The organism is Bradyrhizobium sp. USDA 3256 (assembly GCF_054058275.1).
Genome location: NZ_JBSSAE010000002.1, coordinates 3,725,484 through 3,741,721, shown reverse-complemented (window position 1 = coordinate 3,741,721; position 16,238 = coordinate 3,725,484). Strand labels below are relative to the sequence as shown.

The 16,238-nt window shown below is 65.7% G+C and carries 17 protein-coding genes; 12 read left to right on the top strand and 5 right to left on the bottom strand.

Annotated features, from left to right (window positions below; genetic code table 11):
• The first annotated feature begins 9 nt into the window (after positions 1 to 9).
• From ACVWY5_RS19355 to ACVWY5_RS19310, 10 genes are all read left to right on the top strand, one after another.
• Positions 10 to 990 carry a nitronate monooxygenase gene (locus ACVWY5_RS19355; RefSeq protein ID WP_028333816.1) on the top strand — a complete coding sequence of 327 codons (981 nt, stop codon included), beginning with the start codon at positions 10 to 12 and terminating at the stop codon, positions 988 to 990.
• An 18-nt stretch (positions 991 to 1,008) separates the two neighbouring features.
• Positions 1,009 to 2,088 carry an NAD(P)H-dependent flavin oxidoreductase gene (locus ACVWY5_RS19350; protein ID WP_028333817.1) on the top strand — a complete coding sequence of 360 codons (1,080 nt, stop codon included), beginning with the start codon at positions 1,009 to 1,011 and terminating at the stop codon, positions 2,086 to 2,088.
• Between the two features lie 361 nt (positions 2,089 to 2,449).
• On the top strand, positions 2,450 to 2,737 hold the full coding sequence (gene gatC, locus ACVWY5_RS19345) for an Asp-tRNA(Asn)/Glu-tRNA(Gln) amidotransferase subunit GatC (protein ID WP_028333818.1): 288 nt from the start codon (positions 2,450 to 2,452) through the stop codon (positions 2,735 to 2,737).
• Positions 2,738 to 2,815: 78 nt separating this feature from the next.
• Positions 2,816 to 3,058, top strand: a complete 243-nt coding sequence (locus ACVWY5_RS19340; protein WP_028333819.1) for a hypothetical protein — start codon at positions 2,816 to 2,818, stop codon at positions 3,056 to 3,058.
• Entirely contained in the window at positions 3,055 to 4,530 is a 1,476-nt protein-coding gene (gene gatA / locus ACVWY5_RS19335; protein WP_028333820.1) for an Asp-tRNA(Asn)/Glu-tRNA(Gln) amidotransferase subunit GatA, read from the top strand. Before ACVWY5_RS19340 ends, gatA begins: the two co-directional genes overlap by 4 nt.
• A gap of 3 nt (positions 4,531 to 4,533) precedes the next feature.
• Positions 4,534 to 4,824: a hypothetical protein gene (locus ACVWY5_RS19330; protein WP_028333821.1), complete on the top strand. Its 291-nt coding sequence runs from the start codon at positions 4,534 to 4,536 to the stop codon at positions 4,822 to 4,824.
• 156 nt (positions 4,825 to 4,980) lie between these two features.
• Positions 4,981 to 6,342, top strand: coding sequence for a patatin-like phospholipase family protein (locus ACVWY5_RS19325; RefSeq protein WP_028333822.1), 1,362 nt, complete (start codon positions 4,981 to 4,983; stop codon positions 6,340 to 6,342).
• A gap of 118 nt (positions 6,343 to 6,460) precedes the next feature.
• The gene (gene gatB, locus ACVWY5_RS19320) at positions 6,461 to 7,948 is read left to right on the top strand and encodes an Asp-tRNA(Asn)/Glu-tRNA(Gln) amidotransferase subunit GatB (RefSeq protein ID WP_028333823.1); all 1,488 of its coding nucleotides are present in this window, start codon (positions 6,461 to 6,463) and stop codon (positions 7,946 to 7,948) included.
• Positions 7,949 to 7,978: 30 nt separating this feature from the next.
• On the top strand, positions 7,979 to 8,401 hold the full coding sequence (locus ACVWY5_RS19315) for a hypothetical protein (protein ID WP_028333824.1): 423 nt from the start codon (positions 7,979 to 7,981) through the stop codon (positions 8,399 to 8,401).
• 1,099 nt (positions 8,402 to 9,500) lie between these two features.
• Positions 9,501 to 9,767, top strand: coding sequence for a hypothetical protein (locus tag ACVWY5_RS19310; protein ID WP_021078341.1), 267 nt, complete (start codon positions 9,501 to 9,503; stop codon positions 9,765 to 9,767).
• A 41-nt stretch (positions 9,768 to 9,808) separates the two neighbouring features.
• Here the strand turns inward: ACVWY5_RS19310 and ACVWY5_RS19305 are convergent, their stop codons facing one another.
• The 4 genes from ACVWY5_RS19305 to ACVWY5_RS19290 form a co-directional block, all read right to left on the bottom strand.
• Positions 9,809 to 10,474 (bottom strand): sulfite exporter TauE/SafE family protein, encoded by a 666-nt coding sequence (locus ACVWY5_RS19305; protein WP_321176752.1) that lies wholly within the window; start codon positions 10,472 to 10,474, stop codon positions 9,809 to 9,811.
• A 170-nt stretch (positions 10,475 to 10,644) separates the two neighbouring features.
• Entirely contained in the window at positions 10,645 to 11,367 is a 723-nt protein-coding gene (locus ACVWY5_RS19300) for an AraC family transcriptional regulator (RefSeq protein WP_028333825.1), read from the bottom strand.
• 68 nt (positions 11,368 to 11,435) lie between these two features.
• Positions 11,436 to 12,698 (bottom strand): MFS transporter, encoded by a 1,263-nt coding sequence (locus ACVWY5_RS19295; protein WP_080667059.1) that lies wholly within the window; start codon positions 12,696 to 12,698, stop codon positions 11,436 to 11,438.
• Positions 12,695 to 13,201 (bottom strand): PaaI family thioesterase, encoded by a 507-nt coding sequence (locus ACVWY5_RS19290; RefSeq protein WP_028333827.1) that lies wholly within the window; start codon positions 13,199 to 13,201, stop codon positions 12,695 to 12,697. Before ACVWY5_RS19290 ends, ACVWY5_RS19295 begins: the two co-directional genes overlap by 4 nt.
• A gap of 185 nt (positions 13,202 to 13,386) precedes the next feature.
• Between ACVWY5_RS19290 and gcvA the strand changes: the two genes are divergently transcribed.
• Complete coding sequence (gene gcvA, locus ACVWY5_RS19285; RefSeq protein WP_028333828.1) at positions 13,387 to 14,313, top strand: transcriptional regulator GcvA; 927 nt, start codon at positions 13,387 to 13,389, stop codon at positions 14,311 to 14,313.
• On the opposite strand, the gene ACVWY5_RS19280 is transcribed toward gcvA, so the two are convergent.
• Positions 14,304 to 15,092, bottom strand: a complete 789-nt coding sequence (locus tag ACVWY5_RS19280) for an AraC family transcriptional regulator (protein ID WP_038377415.1) — start codon at positions 15,090 to 15,092, stop codon at positions 14,304 to 14,306. The two genes, gcvA and ACVWY5_RS19280, sit on opposite strands and share 10 nt — an antisense overlap.
• Before the next feature lie 96 nt (positions 15,093 to 15,188).
• On the opposite strand from ACVWY5_RS19280, the gene ACVWY5_RS19275 reads away from it, so the two are divergent.
• Entirely contained in the window at positions 15,189 to 16,103 is a 915-nt protein-coding gene (locus ACVWY5_RS19275) for a DMT family transporter (RefSeq protein ID WP_028333830.1), read from the top strand.
• The last annotated feature ends 135 nt before the right edge of the window (positions 16,104 to 16,238 follow it).

Genomic DNA, 16,238 nt, shown 5'->3' with positions numbered 1-16,238 from the left:
AGCAAGCGCATGCCGATCAGCACCGAATTGACGGCACGTCTGGGCATCGAGCATCCGATTTTGCTGGCGCCGATGGACACGATCGCCGGCAGCGGGCTGGTCAAGGCGGTCAGCGCGGCCGGCGGGTTCGGTATTCTGGGCGGCGGCTACGGCGACAAGACGCGGCTGCAGACCGAGACCGCGAGGCTGAAGGGTTTTGCTAAGCCGTTCGGCATCGGCTTCATCACCTGGAGCCTGGCCAGGCAGCCCGAGCTGATCGACATCGCACTGGATGCGCGGCCGCGCGCGGTGATGCTGTCATTCGGCGATCCCCTGCCGTTCGCGCCGAAGATCAAGGCGGCGGGCGCGCTCCTGATCTGCCAGGTGCAGAGCGAGGAGATGGCACAGCGGGCGCTCGATTGCGGCGCCGACATCCTGATCGCGCAGGGCACCGAGGCGGGCGGTCACGGCGCATCGCGCACAACGCTCGACATCGTGCCGGCGATCATCGATTTCGCGGCGGGGCGCGTGCCTGTGGTCGCGGCCGGCGGCATCGCGGACGGGCGTGGCCTCGCGGCGATGATGATGCTCGGCGCATCCGGCGTGCTGATGGGAACGCGCTTCTACGCCAGCGTCGAGGCCGACGCGGCCGAGCAGGCGAAGCAGCTGATCTGTGCGGCAAAGAGCGGCGAGACGGTGCGCGGCGTGGTGTTCGACTGGTCGCGCAAGCTGATGTGGCCGGCGCCGTTCACCGCGCGTTCGCTTGCCAACGATCATCTGCGGCGCTGGAGCGGGCGCGAGATCGAGCTGATGCAGCGCGCCGACGAGGTCGCGGTGGAGTATGCCGCCGCGAAGGCCGCGACCAATTTCGATGTCGCCGCGGTGTTTGCCGGCGAGTCCGTCGGCCTGATCCATGATATCGTTCCGGCGGCCGAGATCGTCGGCCGCATCGTCGCCGAGGCCGAGCAGTCGCTGCAGGGCCGGCGCAACTCTCTTTCCTCTTTGACCTGAACAAGCGTGAGACACACCATGTGGCCGGACCGTCGATTGATCGATCGTTTCAAGACCGAATTCCCGATCGTGCTGGCGCCGATGGCCGGCGTGATGGATGCGGAGCTGGTGATTGCGGTGGCGCAAGGGGGCGGGCTCGGCTCGCTGCCATGTGCGATGCTGTCGGCCGAGAAGGCGCGCGAGCAGGTCAACATCATCCGTCAACGCGTCTCTGCGCCGGTCAACCTCAACTTCTTCTGCCACAAGGCGGTCGACGCCGATCCGGCGCGCGAGGCGAACTGGCGGCGGCGGCTGGCGCCTTACTATCGCGAGCATGGTCTCGATCCGAATGCGCCGATCAATGCAGCAAACCGCGCGCCGTTCGATGCGGCGTTCTGCGCCGTGGTCGAGGAGCTGAAGCCGGAGGTCGTCAGCTTCCATTTCGGCCTGCCGGAGCCAAATCTGTTGCAGCGGGTGAAAGCCACCGGCGCCACCGTGATGTCGTCGGCGACGACGGTGAAGGAAGCGATCTGGCTCGAGGAGAACGGCGCTGACGTCATCATCGCGCAAGGCGCCGACGCCGGCGGCCATCGCGCCATGTTCCTGACCGACAACATCGCCGAGCAGCCCGGGACGTTCTCGCTGCTGCCGCAGGTGGTGGATGCGGTGAGGGTGCCGGTCGTCGCGGCCGGCGGCATCGCCGACGGGCGCGGGATCGCCGCGGCATTCGCCCTCGGCGCCTCCGGCGTGCAGGTCGGCTCGGCCTATCTGCGCTGCCCGGAGTCCAAGGTGACGGCGCAGGCCCGCATCGCGCTGGCGCAGGCGAGCGACGAATCCACCGTCATCACCAATGTGATGACCGGCCGTCCGGCGCGCGGTGTCGCCAACCGTGTGATGCGCGAGGTCGGGCCGATCTCGCCGGACGCGCCGGCGTTCCCGCACGCAGCAACCGCCCTCGGACCGCTGAAGGCGGCTGCCGAAAAACAGGGGAAGGTCGATTTCACCAATCTGTGGGCCGGACAGGCGGTGCGGATGGGCAAGGAAATGCCGGCGGCCGAGTTGACCCGCGCGCTGGCCGGCGCCGCGCTGGCGCGGATGGCGGCTCTGTCTCAGGCCTGACGCGCGGGCTCATTCAGACCAGGCATGCCACGTAGAGGATCGCGACCCCCAGCGCCGTGCCGATCGACCAGAGGGCGGGGTCCCAGCCCTCCGGGCGGGGGCTGCCGTTGAGCATTGACATGACGCGCTCCGAACTTTTTGTTTGGGTGGAGTAGGCGCCGTGAATGTTTCGAGACGACTTCGCGGCGGCCGCGAAGTGGTTTCGTCGCCGTGTTTCGCAGCCGGAATGCGTGGCAGGGTGTCTTGCCTGGTCGCCAGAGGGGCGCAAAGCCCTGTTGGGCGGGCAAATCCGCGCGGTTGCGGCGCAAAACCGGCGTCTGCTATACGGCAGGCTGACCTTTCAGCCCCGAGGCCCTATATAATGTCCGTAGACGCCACGACCGTCCGCCGCATCGCGCATCTGGCGCGGATCGCGGTCAGCGACGCCGAAGTTCCCCATCTCCAGGGCGAACTGAACGCGATGCTGGCCTTTGTGGAGCAGCTGTCGGAAGTGAATGTCGACGGCGTCGAGCCGATGACCTCGGTGACGCCGATGGAAATGAAGAAGCGCGCCGACGTGGTCAATGACGGCGAGATCGCCGACGCCATCGTCCGCAACGCGCCCGACACCGTGAACGGCTTCTTCCTGGTGCCGAAGGTGGTCGAGTAACGTAAGCATCGCGTTTTCGAGCGAAGTGGATACCGGTTCGCGTGAAGAAAACGCTTCAAACAAAAGCGACAAAGTTCAATGTGTCTGCTGTGCGACGATGAGAAGGCCTACAAGGCCTATATGGACTTCCTCGATGCCATGGAGCGCAAGGGGAAGGTCGCCGATCCCAACGCGGCGATGGACGCCGTGCTCGACCATCTCGAGGCGCTTGACGCCGCCCGCGCCAAGGAAAATGCCAAAGCAAATAACCTGGCGCGCCAAGACGACCCCGCCAACGACAAGACCCTGTCTCCGTTCTTCTGCAGCCCGATCAATAAATGACTGATTTGACATCGCTGACGATCGCCGAGGCCCGCGAGGGCCTGGCGAGCAAGTCTTTCACCGCCCGCGAACTGACCGACGCGCATCTCGCCGCAATCGAAGCCGCGCGTGTGCTCAATGCCTATGTGCTCGAAACGCCCGACCGCGCCCGCGAGATGGCCAAGGCCGCCGACGCGAAAATTGCAAAAGGCGAGGGCGGACCGCTCGCCGGCATCCCGCTCGGCATCAAGGACCTGTTCGCGACCCGCGACATCAGGACCACTGCGTGCTCAAATATCCTCGGCAATTTCATTCCGCCCTACGAGTCGACGGTGACCTCGCAGCTGTGGCGCGACGGTGCAGTGCTGCTCGGCAAACTCAACAATGACGAATTCGCGATGGGCTCGTCGAACGAGACCTCGTGCTTCGGCCCGGTCACCAACCCGTGGCTGCGCGAAGGCTCCAACACCACGCTGGTGCCGGGCGGCTCGTCCGGCGGCTCGGCTTCGGCGGTGGCGGCTGCTCTCTGTATGGGCGCGACCGCGACCGACACCGGCGGCTCGATCCGCCAGCCCGCCGCGTTCACCGCAACCGTCGGCATCAAGCCGACCTATGGCCGCTGCTCGCGCTGGGGCATCGTCGCGTTTGCATCCTCGCTCGACCAGGCCGGCCCGATCGCGCGCTCGACGCGCGATGCCGCGATCCTGATGCGCTCGATGGCGGGGCACGATCCCAAGGACACCACGTCGGTCGACATCGCCGTGCCAGATTACGAGGCGGCGATCGGCAAGTCCGTGAAGGGCATGAAGATCGGCATCCCCAGGGAGTATCGGCTCGACGGCATGCCGGCCGAGATCGAAAAGCTCTGGAGCGAGGGCGCGCAGTGGCTGAAGGCCGCCGGCGCCGAGCTCGTCGAGGTGTCGCTGCCGCACACCAAATACGCGCTGCCGGCCTATTACATCGTGGCGCCGGCCGAGGCCTCGTCGAACCTCGCGCGCTATGACGGCGTGCGCTACGGATTGCGCGATCCGGGCAAGAACATCATCGAGATGTACGAGAACACCCGCGCCGATGGTTTTGGCGACGAGGTGCGCCGCCGCGTGCTGATCGGCACCTATGTGCTGTCGGCCGGTTACTACGATGCCTATTATCTGCGTGCGCAAAAGGTCCGGACGCTGATCAAGAAGGATTTCGAGGACTGCTTCGCCAAGGGTGTCAACGCGATCCTGACGCCGGCGACGCCGTCGGCGGCGTTCGGCATCGGCGAGAAGGGCGGCGCGGATCCGGTCGAGATGTATCTCAACGACATCTTCACGGTGACCGTGAACATGGCGGGCCTGCCGGGCATCGCCGTGCCCGCCGGCAAGGACACGCAAGGTCTGCCGCTCGGCCTGCAACTGATCGGCCGTCCGTTCGACGAGGAGACGCTGTTCTCGCTCGGCGAGGTGATCGAGCAGGCGGCCGGCCGGTTCACGGCGCCCAGATGGTGGTGAGCGATGGCGGATTTCCGCGCCAGTCTCGCCGACACCGCGCCCGATGCGGCGCTGTCGCCGCCGCTCGCCGCGTTGTGGTGGGCGAAGAAGGGCGATTGGGACCAGGCGCACCGCATCGTGCAGGACGAGAGCGACGCCAATTCGGCCTGGGTGCATGCCCATCTGCATCGCGTCGAGGGCGATCTTGGCAATGCCGGCTACTGGTATCGCCAGGCCGGCCGGCCGGTCGCAAAGGACACGCTCGAGGCCGAGTGGGAGCGGATCGTTGCCACGCTGCTTGCGCAGCGCGGTTAAAGGACGCCGGTGCGGAGGCACCGCGAGCATTAACCCTGTTTCGGCCGCCATGCCGCTGCCCAGATTGGCCGTGATAGGCTAATGGAACCGGGCGGGGGCCAGCGGCAAAAGAGAGTATTCGTGCGTGGGTCGGGCATAGGGGGATGGCTGTCAGCAATGCTGGTGGCCGTGGTGGCGGCGGGCCTTGCCGGCTGCGCCTCCGTCTACAATCTGCCCGGCAACGTCCCGCTCGGCGCGGCGCTCGCCGACAACAGCAGCGCCCGCGACATTCCGGCCTACGAAGATGATCTGCTGCTCGCACTGTCGTTCTCCGGCGGCGGCACCCGCGCGGCGGCGTTTTCGTTCGGCGTGCTGGAGGAGCTTGACCACACGCGTTCGAGTGCGGCGGGCACCAAGACGCTGCTCGACCGCGTCGACTTCGTCTCCGGCGTCTCCGGCGGATCGGTCACCGCCGCCTATTTCGGATTGAAGCGCCGAGCGGCGCTCGACGATTTCCGCCAGCGCTTCCTGCTGCGTAACGCCGAGGAGGGACTGAAGACCCGGATCTCGCTCGGCAATATCGGGCGCGCACTCGGCGGCGGCGTCAACGACAGCCAGTTCACCGACTGGCTCGATCAGAATGTGTTCGACGGCGCGCGGTTCGACGCATTGGCCGACGATCGCCGGCCGCGGGTCTGGATCAACGCGTCTGATATCTACAACCGCACGCCGTTCGTGTTCGGCAAGACGTCGTTCGATGCCTTGTGCAGCGACATCAGATCGTATCGTGTCGCCGAAGCGGTGGCGGCATCCGCCGCGGTGCCGCTGGCATTCGCCCCGATCGTGCTGCAAACCTATCCCGGCGGCTGCGCCGCGCCGCTGCCGGCCTGGCTCGAGCGGGTGCGCAACGATCCGAACGCACAGCCGTTGCTGCGCGCCTACGCCGAGGCCCAGGCACATTACCGCGACGGCTCGATGCGCTACGTCAAGCTGCTCGATGGCGGCCTCGTCGACAATTACGGCCTGTCGGGGCTGAGCATCGGCTTGCTCGCCGCGCAGCGTCCCTACGAGCCGCTGAACGAACGGCAGGCGGCCAAGCTGAAACGCATTCTGTTCCTGGTGGTCGACGCCGGCCGCGGCATCTCCGGCGACTTCGTGCAGACGCTCGAAGGGCCGAGCGGCGTCGAACTGGTGTCCGCGGCCGCCGACACCGCGATCGATGCCAGCGTGCGCTCCAGCTACGCCGCCTTCACGGCGCTCGCCGAGGACTGGTCCGGCAAGCTGAAGCGCTGGCGCTGCGGGCTGTCGGCGGCGGAGCGCAGCCGGCTCGGCATCGGCGCTGGTTGGAAATGCGGTGACGTCGCGATCTATGTCGAGCGGCTCGGCTTCGACCGGCTCGGACCGGATCGCGCCGGCATCCTGAACGCCATCCCGACGCGGCTGTCGCTGCCGCCGGAGCAGGTCGACCAGCTGATCGCGGGCGGCGCCGACGCGCTGCGCTCGAGCAAGGCCTACCAGCAGTTCCGGCGCGGTCTCTGATCCCACCTCGGGCGACGGCTGCGGGCTGCAAGGGGACCGCAAGGCGGCTTGACTGGCGCGATTGGTTGCGCGAAGCCCAATCCATCCCAGATATCCTTTTATCCGGAAACCGAGATCCATGACCGCATCTGCCGCCCCGCACAAACTGATCAAGAGCGCCACCGGCGATTGGGAGGTCGTGATCGGCATGGAGATCCATGCCCAGGTCACCTCGAACGCGAAGCTGTTCTCCGGCGCATCGACCGCGTTCGGCGGCGAGCCCAATTCCCATGTCTCGCTGGTCGATGCCGCAATGCCGGGCATGTTGCCCGTGATCAATGAGGAGTGCGTCCGCCAGGCGGTGCGCACCGGTCTCGGGCTGAATGCGAAGATCAACCTGCGCTCGGTGTTCGACCGCAAGAACTATTTCTATCCGGACTCGCCGCAGGGCTACCAGATCAGCCAGTACAAGTCGCCGATCGTGGGCGAGGGCGAGGTGTCGCTCGAGCTCGACGGCGGCCGCAGCGTCACGATCGGGATCGAGCGGCTGCACCTGGAGCAGGACGCCGGCAAGTTGCTGCACGATCAGTCGCCGACGATGTCCTATGTCGACCTCAACCGTTGCGGCGTCGCGCTGATGGAGATCGTCTCCAAGCCCGACATCCGCGACGCCGAGCAGGCCAAGGCCTACGTCACCAAGCTGCGCTCGATCCTGCGCTACCTCGGCACCTGCGACGGCGACATGGAGAAGGGCAATTTGCGCGCCGACGTCAACGTCTCGGTGCGCCGTTACGGCGAGACCGCGTTCGGCACCCGCTGCGAAATCAAGAACATGAACTCGGTCAACTTCATCGGCCAGGCGATCGAATACGAGGCACGGCGTCAGATCGAGATCATCGAGGACGGCGGCTCGATCGACCAGGAAACCCGGCTGTTCGACCCGAACAAGGGCGAGACCCGCTCGATGCGCTCCAAGGAAGAGGCGCACGACTACCGGTACTTCCCCGATCCCGATCTGTTGCCGCTCGAGTTCAGCCAGGCCTTCGTCGACGATCTCAAGGCGCAGCTGCCGGAACTGCCGGACGAGAAGAAGTCCCGTTTTATTACGGGCTTCGGCCTGTCGCCCTATGATGCGAGCGTGCTGGTCGCCGAGCGCGAGAGCGCGGAGTTCTACGAAACGGTGCTGTCAGGTCTTGCCGACAAGGCGCGCGACGGCAAGCTTGCCGCCAACTGGGTGATCAACGAACTGTTCGGTCGTCTCAACAAGGAAGGCGTTGAGATCGCAGCCTCGCCGGTGTCGGCGGAGCAGCTCGCCGCGATCGTCGATCTGATCGGCGAGGGAACGATTTCCGGCAAGATCGCCAAGGACTTGTTCGAGATCGTCTGGCGGGAGGGCGGCGATCCGCGCGCGCTCGTCGAGGCGCGCGGCATGAAGCAGGTCACCGACCTCGGCGCGATCGAGAAGGTGGTCGACGACATCATCGCGGCCAATCCCGACAAGGTCGAGCAAGCGAAGGCGAAGCCGCAACTGGTCGGCTGGTTCGTCGGTCAGGTGATGAAGTCGTCAGGCGGCAAGGCGAACCCGCAGGCGGTCAACGACCTCCTGAAGTCGAAGCTCGGCATCTGAACAACAGGACAATGATGTTGTCCTTGGCGCATGATCCAGCCGGATCATGCGCCCTTGCATGCTCCGTTGCCGTCAACTTCGGTGTCGTCGCGCGCGCGTGAACGCGGCGTGATCCTGCCTCACACCCTCCGTTCGTGGCGCGCCGGCGCCATCGGCGCCGAATCGCCGAAGCTGCGATTCGTTCGCGAATCCGCCTCGGCCGACCTCAAACGAGGCAAAAGCCGTCTTTCCCACGAAAATTTTTTCGTTGCCAAAAATTGCGACTCGGCGTCGGCGACGTGCCCCTTTTCGTCTTCGCTCGCGACTCAGCGCAACGACGATCTCGCGTCGATCGCTTCAATGCGAATTCAAGAAAAGCCTACAGCAGAAGGCATTTCCTGCAACGTTGACAAATGCCGATGTCGGCGGCTGTTGCACTTCTTGCATCGTCGCGTGAATGCATCGTCGATTTGAACGGCGCCGCGCGCGGTGCGCGTTGCCACCGCTGCGTCAACACTTCCTTAAGCGGGACACTGTTTTTTTCGGTCTGTTGGTGTATTCGGGAAGTAGTGCATATCGATTCCCGAGTGCACGCAGCGAAGTAGAGCCATCTCACATACTGGAGGGCAACATGGCTAAGAAGGCAAAGAAGGCGAAGAAGGCGAAGAAGGCGAAGAGCGCAGTGAAGAAGACTGCGAAGAAGACCCGCAAGGTCGCCAAGAAGAAGTAAGCCTCTCGCCTCGAGAGGATTGCCGGCGGCTTGACGCCGGCACGTCGCGAGAGCCAGCGGACGGACTGCTGAGAGGCACATCCCACCCCCAAGGCTCTGGCTGACGAAAGAGGGTGTCGGCGAGACATCAGGTCAAACGGCTGGATCGAATTTCGGAGAGGGCAACCTTCCCAAAACCGGTCCGGCAGAAGAAACAGAGATTTCTTCGTTCGGTGCGGAGCCCGCTTGGTTCCGCAATTTCACCGGCGAGAATGCCGAGCTGAAATCTGGTCCTGACGTGTTCGCCGACCCCCTCGTTCCGGCGGCCCGCGCAGTCCGCGCCCGGCAGCCACTTTCCCCATCCCCATTGCGGATCGACGTTGGGCCTGACGGCCTCGCGTTGCTTTGTCTGTGCACCCGACCGCACGCCGCTCCGCGGCTCGTCGATTGGTCGCGCCACCCTCCGTCAATTTCGAAACTGATCGGCCGGTGGGGCCTGCCGTCGCGCGGGGCCAATGTCCGCCATGGTTATCGTTGTCCCAAACACCAGGGTAAACCGGCGTTCACGAATGCAAGGAAGTGCCTGCGGCACAGGTACTTCTGCGATTCCTGGAGGCGCCCTTGGCGACGCCGATTTACATCCCGTTCATCGCGATACTTAAACCGCTCTTCAAATTTGATGGGCCATGATCATCCCAACAAGCCGGCAAACGGCACGCGGTGATCCCAAAGATCGGCGCGGGGCATGATCAAAGATCAGCCCGGGCATGATCAAAGATCAGCCAGGGAATGACAGGGTAGTTTTAACAGTGGACGGGGGCCGCGCTCGGGGGAGGGCGGCCAACAACAAAAAGGGGATTGAGAATGTTTCAGGGGGTCATCGATCAGGAAAGCGCTGTCCCGGTTGCCGCAACGGCGATCCAGGACGTGCTGTTCGAACGCGGCATGTATTGGGCGAGCGGCCGCTCCGGCGTGGTCAACCTCGTCGCGGCGCACAAATGGTTCAACCTGGCGGCGCTCAAGGGACGTACTGACGCGATCGCGCACCGCCGCGAAGTCGCCGAGCAGATGTCCGATGTCGAGATCGCGGCCGCCCAGCGTGAAGCCCGCGCCTGGATGACGACGCACTAAGCCAACCGATATCGATGGGAGCCTCGGCTCCCTCGCTCCACCTAGAACCAGTATCGCGCCGCGTAGACCACCGTCATCAGCGCTCCGGCCACGATGACGAACTGCCGGACGATGTGGGCGGGAAGGATCCTGATCAGGAAGCCTCCGGCAAAGCCGCCGACCATGGCGCCGAGCAGCATCGCCAAGGTCTCCGGCCACCGCACCGCCCCCTGCAAGATAAAGATCAATGTGGCAGCGAGCGACACGCAGGTCGCGAGCAGGTTCTTCAACGCCTTGATCGCCCGGATGTCGTTGGGCTCGGTGATCGACAGCACCGCGGTCAGGATGACGCCGAGACCGGCGCCGAAGAAGCCTCCATAGATGCACGACAATCCCAGGATAGCACCGCTCGCGCCGGTCGAAGGCAGGGCCGCGGCCTTGTGGCGCCCGACGGTCCATCCCTGGATCTGCGGCGCGAAGCCGAACAGCAACGTCGCGAATGCAATCAAGGCCGGTACCGGCAGCAGGAACAGCCGCTCGGGAAGCAGCAACAGCACGCCGGCGCCGACCGCGCCGCCCACCGTGGCGACCGCGACGTAGCTGATCGTGCGCCGCGTCGGCGGCGGCAGTTTGCCGCGATCGGCGAGCGCAGCGATCAAATGTCCCGGCGAGATCGCCACCGCATTCGACGCATTGGCGATGACGGCCGGCAGGCCCGCCGCGAGCATCGCCGAAAGGTGATGAGCGTCGCGCCGCCCGCCAGCGCATTGATGATGCCTCCGGCAACCCCGGCCGCCAGCAGCAGAAGACTTGTCTGGATATCCATTCTTCACCCTCGTGAGGGTGAGCAGGCTAGCGGGCGGCGCTCCGATCGGTCTGGAACATCTGTGACGTCACTTCAGCCGCGCCAATAGACGCCAGGCGTCGTGCCAAAGGTGCGGCGGAACAGTCGGGTGAGGTGGCTCTGGTCGGAAAAGCCCGCATCGGCCGCGACTGCTGCGATCGGCGCGCCGGCGCGCAGCAATTGCCGGGCAAGATTGAGGCGGGCCAGCAGGCGGAAGGTATGTGGCGGGATGCCGAGCTCGCGGCTGACCATGCGGCTGAACCCTTCGCGGCTTCGCCCGAAGCCGGCGGCAATCGCGCCGATCGGCGCGACGCTTTCGGTCAGCGCGATGCCGAGCTTCGTCCTGTCGGTGTACCCGGCGGCGTGGGGCGGCGCGCACGACAGCATGTCGTCGGCGATTTCGCTGACATGCTCAGGCGAGATCTCGTCGACGTTCCGCCAATGCTGCCCGAAACGGTTGATCCGCACCGATGAGCAGACGCGGCCGGCAGGGACATAGGCGTTCAGGCAGACCGTTTCCTCGTCCGACATCGTCATCGGCGCATGCAGCATCCCCGCCGGAATGAGCGCGGCATGGCCGGCAGGCACGGTGACGGTCGCGCCGCCGATGCGAAAGGCGCGCGACCCCGACAGCACCAGCACGATCTGGCTCTCGTCATGGAAGTGCGGCTTGAGGCCAAGCGAGCCGGCGCCGCGCCACGATGCCAGTTCGACGATGCCGTCACTGTCGGTTCGCCGATAAGTCCAGGCATTGGTCATGGCGAGGCGAGTGATCACGGAGGTCTCGAACCGATGGGGTGGTGATCCCCAAGCGTAGCACGGGGATCACCGACCGTCATGGGACGTCACCGCTGCGCAACCGAGGCGATCGGCGAGGCCGTGCGCATGGTCGCCATTGCGATGAGGGCGGCGACGAGGTTGGCGGCTGCACTGATCGCCACCGGAATGAAGTAGCTGTGGCTGACGTCGTAGGCGAAACCGGCGGCGCTGGGGCCCAGCAACGTGCCAACCGCGACGCTGGTGTAGAGGATGCCGATGATGCCGCCGACATTGCGGCCGCCGAAATGGTCGGTGACGACAGCGGGCAGGATCGCGACCCAGCCGCCATAGAACAGGCCGAACAGCAGCGCGAAGGCCGTGAGCGACCAGAAGGTGCCGGCGATCGCCCAGATCGCGAGCGAGACGGCCATGCCGAGATACATCGCGACCAGGAATGCATCGCGGCCGACGCGGTCGGCGATGCCGCCGAGGAAGAACCGGCCGGCCGTGCTGCCGACCCCGATCATTCCGAGCAGCAGCACGGCCAGCGTCGGCGCCACCTGATGATCGACCGCAAACGGCACGAGGTGCACGAAGGGCACGAACACGCCGAATGCGCTGATCAGGCAGGCGGCATAGAGCCCGGTGAAGCGCGCGCTCCGTACCGCAGCGCGGATCGCAACACCCTGACGGAGCGGCGCGCCCGAAACCGTATCGAGCGGATCGCCGTCCGGTCCGGTGCCGTGGCGGCGCGGATCGTCCGCGATCAGCAGCGATGCACCGATCCCGGCGACGGCGGCGACAACGCCCAGCACGACATAGGCATCGCGCCAGCCGAGGCTCGTGATCAGCCAGGTCGCGAGCGGCGGCATCACCAGTGTGCCGACCCCGATCCCGCTGACGGCGAGGCCCGACGCAAAACCGCGCCGCCTGACGAACCAGCGCTGCACGGCGCCCAAGGTCGGCACGTAGGCGCAGCCGACGCCGGCGCCGATCCCGATGCTGTAGGCGGCATAGACCTGGAGGATGGTCTGCGCCTGTCCCGCCAGCACCATGCCGAGACCGACCAGCGCCATTCCGAGGCCGGCGAGCCTGCGTGCGCCCCAGCGATCGGCTAGCGGACCGGAGATCACTCCCAGGCCGAAATACAGGAAGCCCGCGAAGGAGAACACCAGCGACACCGAGCCGCGCGAGGCGCCGAACTCCCGCTGCAGGGACTCGACGAAGGACGAGAATGTGTAGGCGCTGCCGAAGCCGATCAGCGTCACGACGAAGGCTGCTGCGACGACGTACCAGCCGTAGAACGGCTTGGCTCGTTGATAACCGGCGTGCATGACGGCATTCCTCATGATCGTTCTCCCTGTGCCGCATGGCCACCGGCCTTGCTCGGCGGATAGAGCAGCATCTGCGTGCAGCGGAACAGCGCGATGGTCTTGCCCGTCGCCTCGCTGCGGATCTCGGTGTCCCACACCTGGGTGGTGCGCCCGGCGTGAACGAGGCGCGCCTCGCAGCTCACGCCGCCTTCGCGCGCGGCGCCGATGAAGTTGGTCTTCAACTCTCCGGTGGCGAAGCCAATGGCGCCGTCCGGCAACGACGCGAGGCAGCCGAACCCGCATGCGGTATCGGCCAATGCGACGATGCTTGCGCCGTGCAGCAGCCCGTGCGGCGAGAAGTGTTTTGCGGCAATCTCGAAGCGGCCGCGGATGTGGCCACGTCCGGCTTCGAGCCATTGAAAGCCCAGCAGGCCGGGCAGGCTGCCGGCTTGCGACGCGTTGATGCGGTCGACGAGCGGGCCGGTCTCGCCGCCTGCAGCGATCTCGCGGAGGGCGAGCTTGCTTGCGACCTCAGCCATGGCTTGGCTCCATCAAGAAAACGGAGCCGTCAGAGCGGCAAAGGACGTTAGAAAATCTAAGTTCCATGGTTCGACTTTCTCGGCGTTGACGCAGCCTTTACCGTCAGATTAAGCTGATAGGGCGCCCCAAACGCCGAGTTGGCAAACCAGATTTGCTGAGCAATCCAGATTAGAAATTCTAAATCATGGAAAGCAGGCTTCCACCCCTGAACGCGCTCAAGGCGTTCGAATCCGCCGCTCGCCATCTCTCGGTGAAGCTCGCGGCCGAGGAGCTATGCGTGACGCCGGGCGCGGTCAGCCAGATGCTCAAGACGCTCGAAGCCGATCTCGGCGTGAAGCTGTTCGAGCGGGTGCCGCGCGGCATCTATCTCACTGACGCCGGCCGCGACTATCTGCCGTCGATCCGCAACGCGTTTCGCCAGATCGCGGATGCCTCGCGCCGCGTCGCGGCATCTGTCGATGTCGGTACGCTGACGGTGAGCGTCACGCCGTTCTTTGCGTCGGCCTGGCTGGTGCCGCGCATGGCGTCGTTTCAGAACACGCATCCCGAGATCGATCTGCAGATCGTCACCAGCAACACGGTGGTCGATTTCTCGCGCAGCGGCGTCGACGTCGCGGTGCGCCACGGCCTTGGCCGCTATCCGGGGCTGCGCAGCGACCGCGTCGTCACGGTGGAGATGGTGGCGGTGGCATCGCCGTCGCTGGTTGGGCGCCTCGGCCGGCCGGCATCGCCGGGCGAACTCGCGGGCTGGCCGCAGGTGCATGACGCCGATCGCAAGGGGTGGAGCCTGTGGTTTCAGGCCAACGGCATCGCGGAGGTTCGCACGCCGCGCGGACCCTCGTTCGATGACAGCGGCCTCCTGCTGAAGGCCGTGCTGACCGGGCAGGGCGCGGGCCTGCTGCCGGCCGCGATGGTGGCAAATGAGATCGCGAGCGGCGAACTGGTCCAGCTGCTCGAGACCGCGCATCTCGAGGAGTTCGCCTACTATCTCGTCTGTCCCGACAACCGGCAGTCGCTTCCGAAGATCGCGGCGTTCAGGGAATGGATCCTGGGACCGGCTGCGCGGTCGGCGGTGCTGAGCGCTAACTATCCGGTGGCGGCCTATCGATAGAACGCGTTGGGCGGCACGCCAAAATGCTTGCGGAACATGGCGGTGAAGGCGCTCTGGCTGGCATAGCCGGCATCGAGCGCGACATCGACCACCCGCGTGCCGCGCGCGAGGCGCTCGAGCGCAAACAGCAGGCGGGCCTGCTGACGCCATTCGCCGAACGTCATGCCGGTTTCCCTGGCGAACAGACGATGGATGGTCTTCGACGTCAGCTTCAGCCTTCGCGCCCATTGCTCGGCGGTTGAGGCATCGTCAGGGCGTGCCAGTAGCGCGGCGCAGATCCGCGCGAGCCTTTCGTCGCGCGGCATCGGCAGGTGCAGGGGCAGCACATCGACTTCGCGCAACTGGTCGAGCAGCACCTGCATCAGGCGCTCGTCGCTGGTTGCGGGCGCATAGTCCAGCGGGACGCGCATCGCGGCGACGAACAATTCGCGCAGCAGCGGCGAGACCGCGAACACGCAGCTGGCCCGCGGCAGATTGGGAGCCGCGTCGGCGTCCACGAACACGGTGCGGATCTTGACCGCGCCGCACATCCGGACCTCGTGCGCGAGATCGGCCACGAGCCACACCGCCCGGTTGGGCGGTACCACCCAGGTGCCTTCAGCGCAGCGCACGACCATCACGCCTTCGATCGCATAGAGCAGCTGGCCGCGCGGATGCGCGTGCAGGCCGGTCGACGCGCCGCTCGGATAGTCGATCTCCATCGCCGCCATCGGCCGCGCCGTGGCGTGATAGTCGAGGTGCCGTGTGATCAGCTCGTCCAACACGTCTTCATCTCGCATGTCCCAATCTCGCTAGGTGAGGTCATTCTAGCGTGAGACGGACGTTAGGGCGACAGGTAGTTGCTGGAGTGTCCTTCACCAACGCGCTGCCGGGTCATGTTCAAGCAGAAAGTCGCACTTCTCTATCCCTTCGTTGCCATCGTGCTGTGGGCGGGCAACGTCATCGTCTCTCGCCTCTCGGCGCACATGATCGGTCCGCAGGCGATCACCTTCTATCGCCTGCTGGTCGCGGTGCTGTTGATGTCTCCGTTCGTGGCGCGCGGCGCCTGGCGCAATCGCCGTGCGGTCTGGCCGCATCTCGGTCCGCTCGCGATCCTCGGCTTCCTTGCGATGTGCCTGTTCCAGAGCCTGTCGTATCTGGCGGCCGAAACCACCACCGCGACCAACATGGCTGTCTTCACCGCGCTGACGCCGCTGTTGACGGTCGCCCTCAGTGCCGCGCTGCTCGGCGAACCGCCGACGCTTGGCATGATCTGCGGCGCTCCGCTGTCGTTTGCGGGCCTCGTCTATCTCGTCAGCGGCGGCGACTTGTGGTCGGTGTTGCAGAACGGCGTGCATGCGGGCGACGCGCTGATGCTGCTGGCCGCGATCGTTTATGCGCTGTACGGCGTGCTGCTGAAACGCTGGAATTTGCCGATCACTGGATGGCAATCCACCTACATGCAGGCGCTGTGCGCGCTGGCCGTGATGTTTCCCGCGTTCCTCGCGACGCCGGCGCCGCTGCGTCAGGTCAACGCCGAGACCTTGCCGCTGATCGTGTATGCCGGTGCGCTCGCGTCGGTCGTGCTGCCGTTCCTCTGGATCCGCGGCGTCGCGCAGCTCGGCCCGAACCGCTGCGCGATCTTTATGAATCTCTTGCCGGTGCTGACCGCTGTGGCCGCGATCGTGATGCTCGGCGAGCCGGTGAGGCCATTCCACGTCATCGGCGGCGGCCTCGCGCTGCTCGGTGTCGCCATCGCGCAAGCCCTGCCGCGGCCGCTGAAGACCGCGATCGCTGCGATAACGAAGTGACGGATCGCCGATCTCGCTGTTTTGATCGCATGTGAGAAGCCAGCGCAGAATACAGCGCTACGCTTGGCGATCACCTGTTCGGTGAAACGGAGTGATCGCGATGCGTGTTGCCTTGCGTCTATGCTTGGCTATTTC

Bases quoted from the DNA above. Each gene is read 5' to 3' on its own strand.
- gcvA (WP_028333828.1), top strand. From the start codon at position 13,387: ATGGAAAGCAGGCTTCCACCCCTGAACGCGCTCAAGGCGTTCGAATCC.
- gatB (WP_028333823.1), top strand. From the start codon at position 6,461: ATGACCGCATCTGCCGCCCCGCACAAACTGATCAAGAGCGCCACCGGC.
- ACVWY5_RS19280 (WP_038377415.1), bottom strand. From the start codon at position 15,092: ATGCGAGATGAAGACGTGTTGGACGAGCTGATCACACGGCACCTCGAC.
- ACVWY5_RS19350 (WP_028333817.1), top strand. From the start codon at position 1,009: ATGTGGCCGGACCGTCGATTGATCGATCGTTTCAAGACCGAATTCCCG.
- ACVWY5_RS19290 (WP_028333827.1), bottom strand. From the start codon at position 13,201: ATGGCTGAGGTCGCAAGCAAGCTCGCCCTCCGCGAGATCGCTGCAGGC.
- gatC (WP_028333818.1), top strand. From the start codon at position 2,450: ATGTCCGTAGACGCCACGACCGTCCGCCGCATCGCGCATCTGGCGCGG.
- ACVWY5_RS19325 (WP_028333822.1), top strand. From the start codon at position 4,981: ATGCTGGTGGCCGTGGTGGCGGCGGGCCTTGCCGGCTGCGCCTCCGTC.
- ACVWY5_RS19355 (WP_028333816.1), top strand. From the start codon at position 10: ATGCCGATCAGCACCGAATTGACGGCACGTCTGGGCATCGAGCATCCG.
- ACVWY5_RS19310 (WP_021078341.1), top strand. From the start codon at position 9,501: ATGTTTCAGGGGGTCATCGATCAGGAAAGCGCTGTCCCGGTTGCCGCA.
- ACVWY5_RS19340 (WP_028333819.1), top strand. From the start codon at position 2,816: ATGTGTCTGCTGTGCGACGATGAGAAGGCCTACAAGGCCTATATGGAC.
- gatA (WP_028333820.1), top strand. From the start codon at position 3,055: ATGACTGATTTGACATCGCTGACGATCGCCGAGGCCCGCGAGGGCCTG.
- ACVWY5_RS19275 (WP_028333830.1), top strand. From the start codon at position 15,189: ATGTTCAAGCAGAAAGTCGCACTTCTCTATCCCTTCGTTGCCATCGTG.
- ACVWY5_RS19330 (WP_028333821.1), top strand. From the start codon at position 4,534: ATGGCGGATTTCCGCGCCAGTCTCGCCGACACCGCGCCCGATGCGGCG.
- ACVWY5_RS19295 (WP_080667059.1), bottom strand. From the start codon at position 12,698: ATGAGGAATGCCGTCATGCACGCCGGTTATCAACGAGCCAAGCCGTTC.
- ACVWY5_RS19315 (WP_028333824.1), top strand. From the start codon at position 7,979: ATGATCCAGCCGGATCATGCGCCCTTGCATGCTCCGTTGCCGTCAACT.
- ACVWY5_RS19305 (WP_321176752.1), bottom strand. From the start codon at position 10,474: ATGCTCGCGGCGGGCCTGCCGGCCGTCATCGCCAATGCGTCGAATGCG.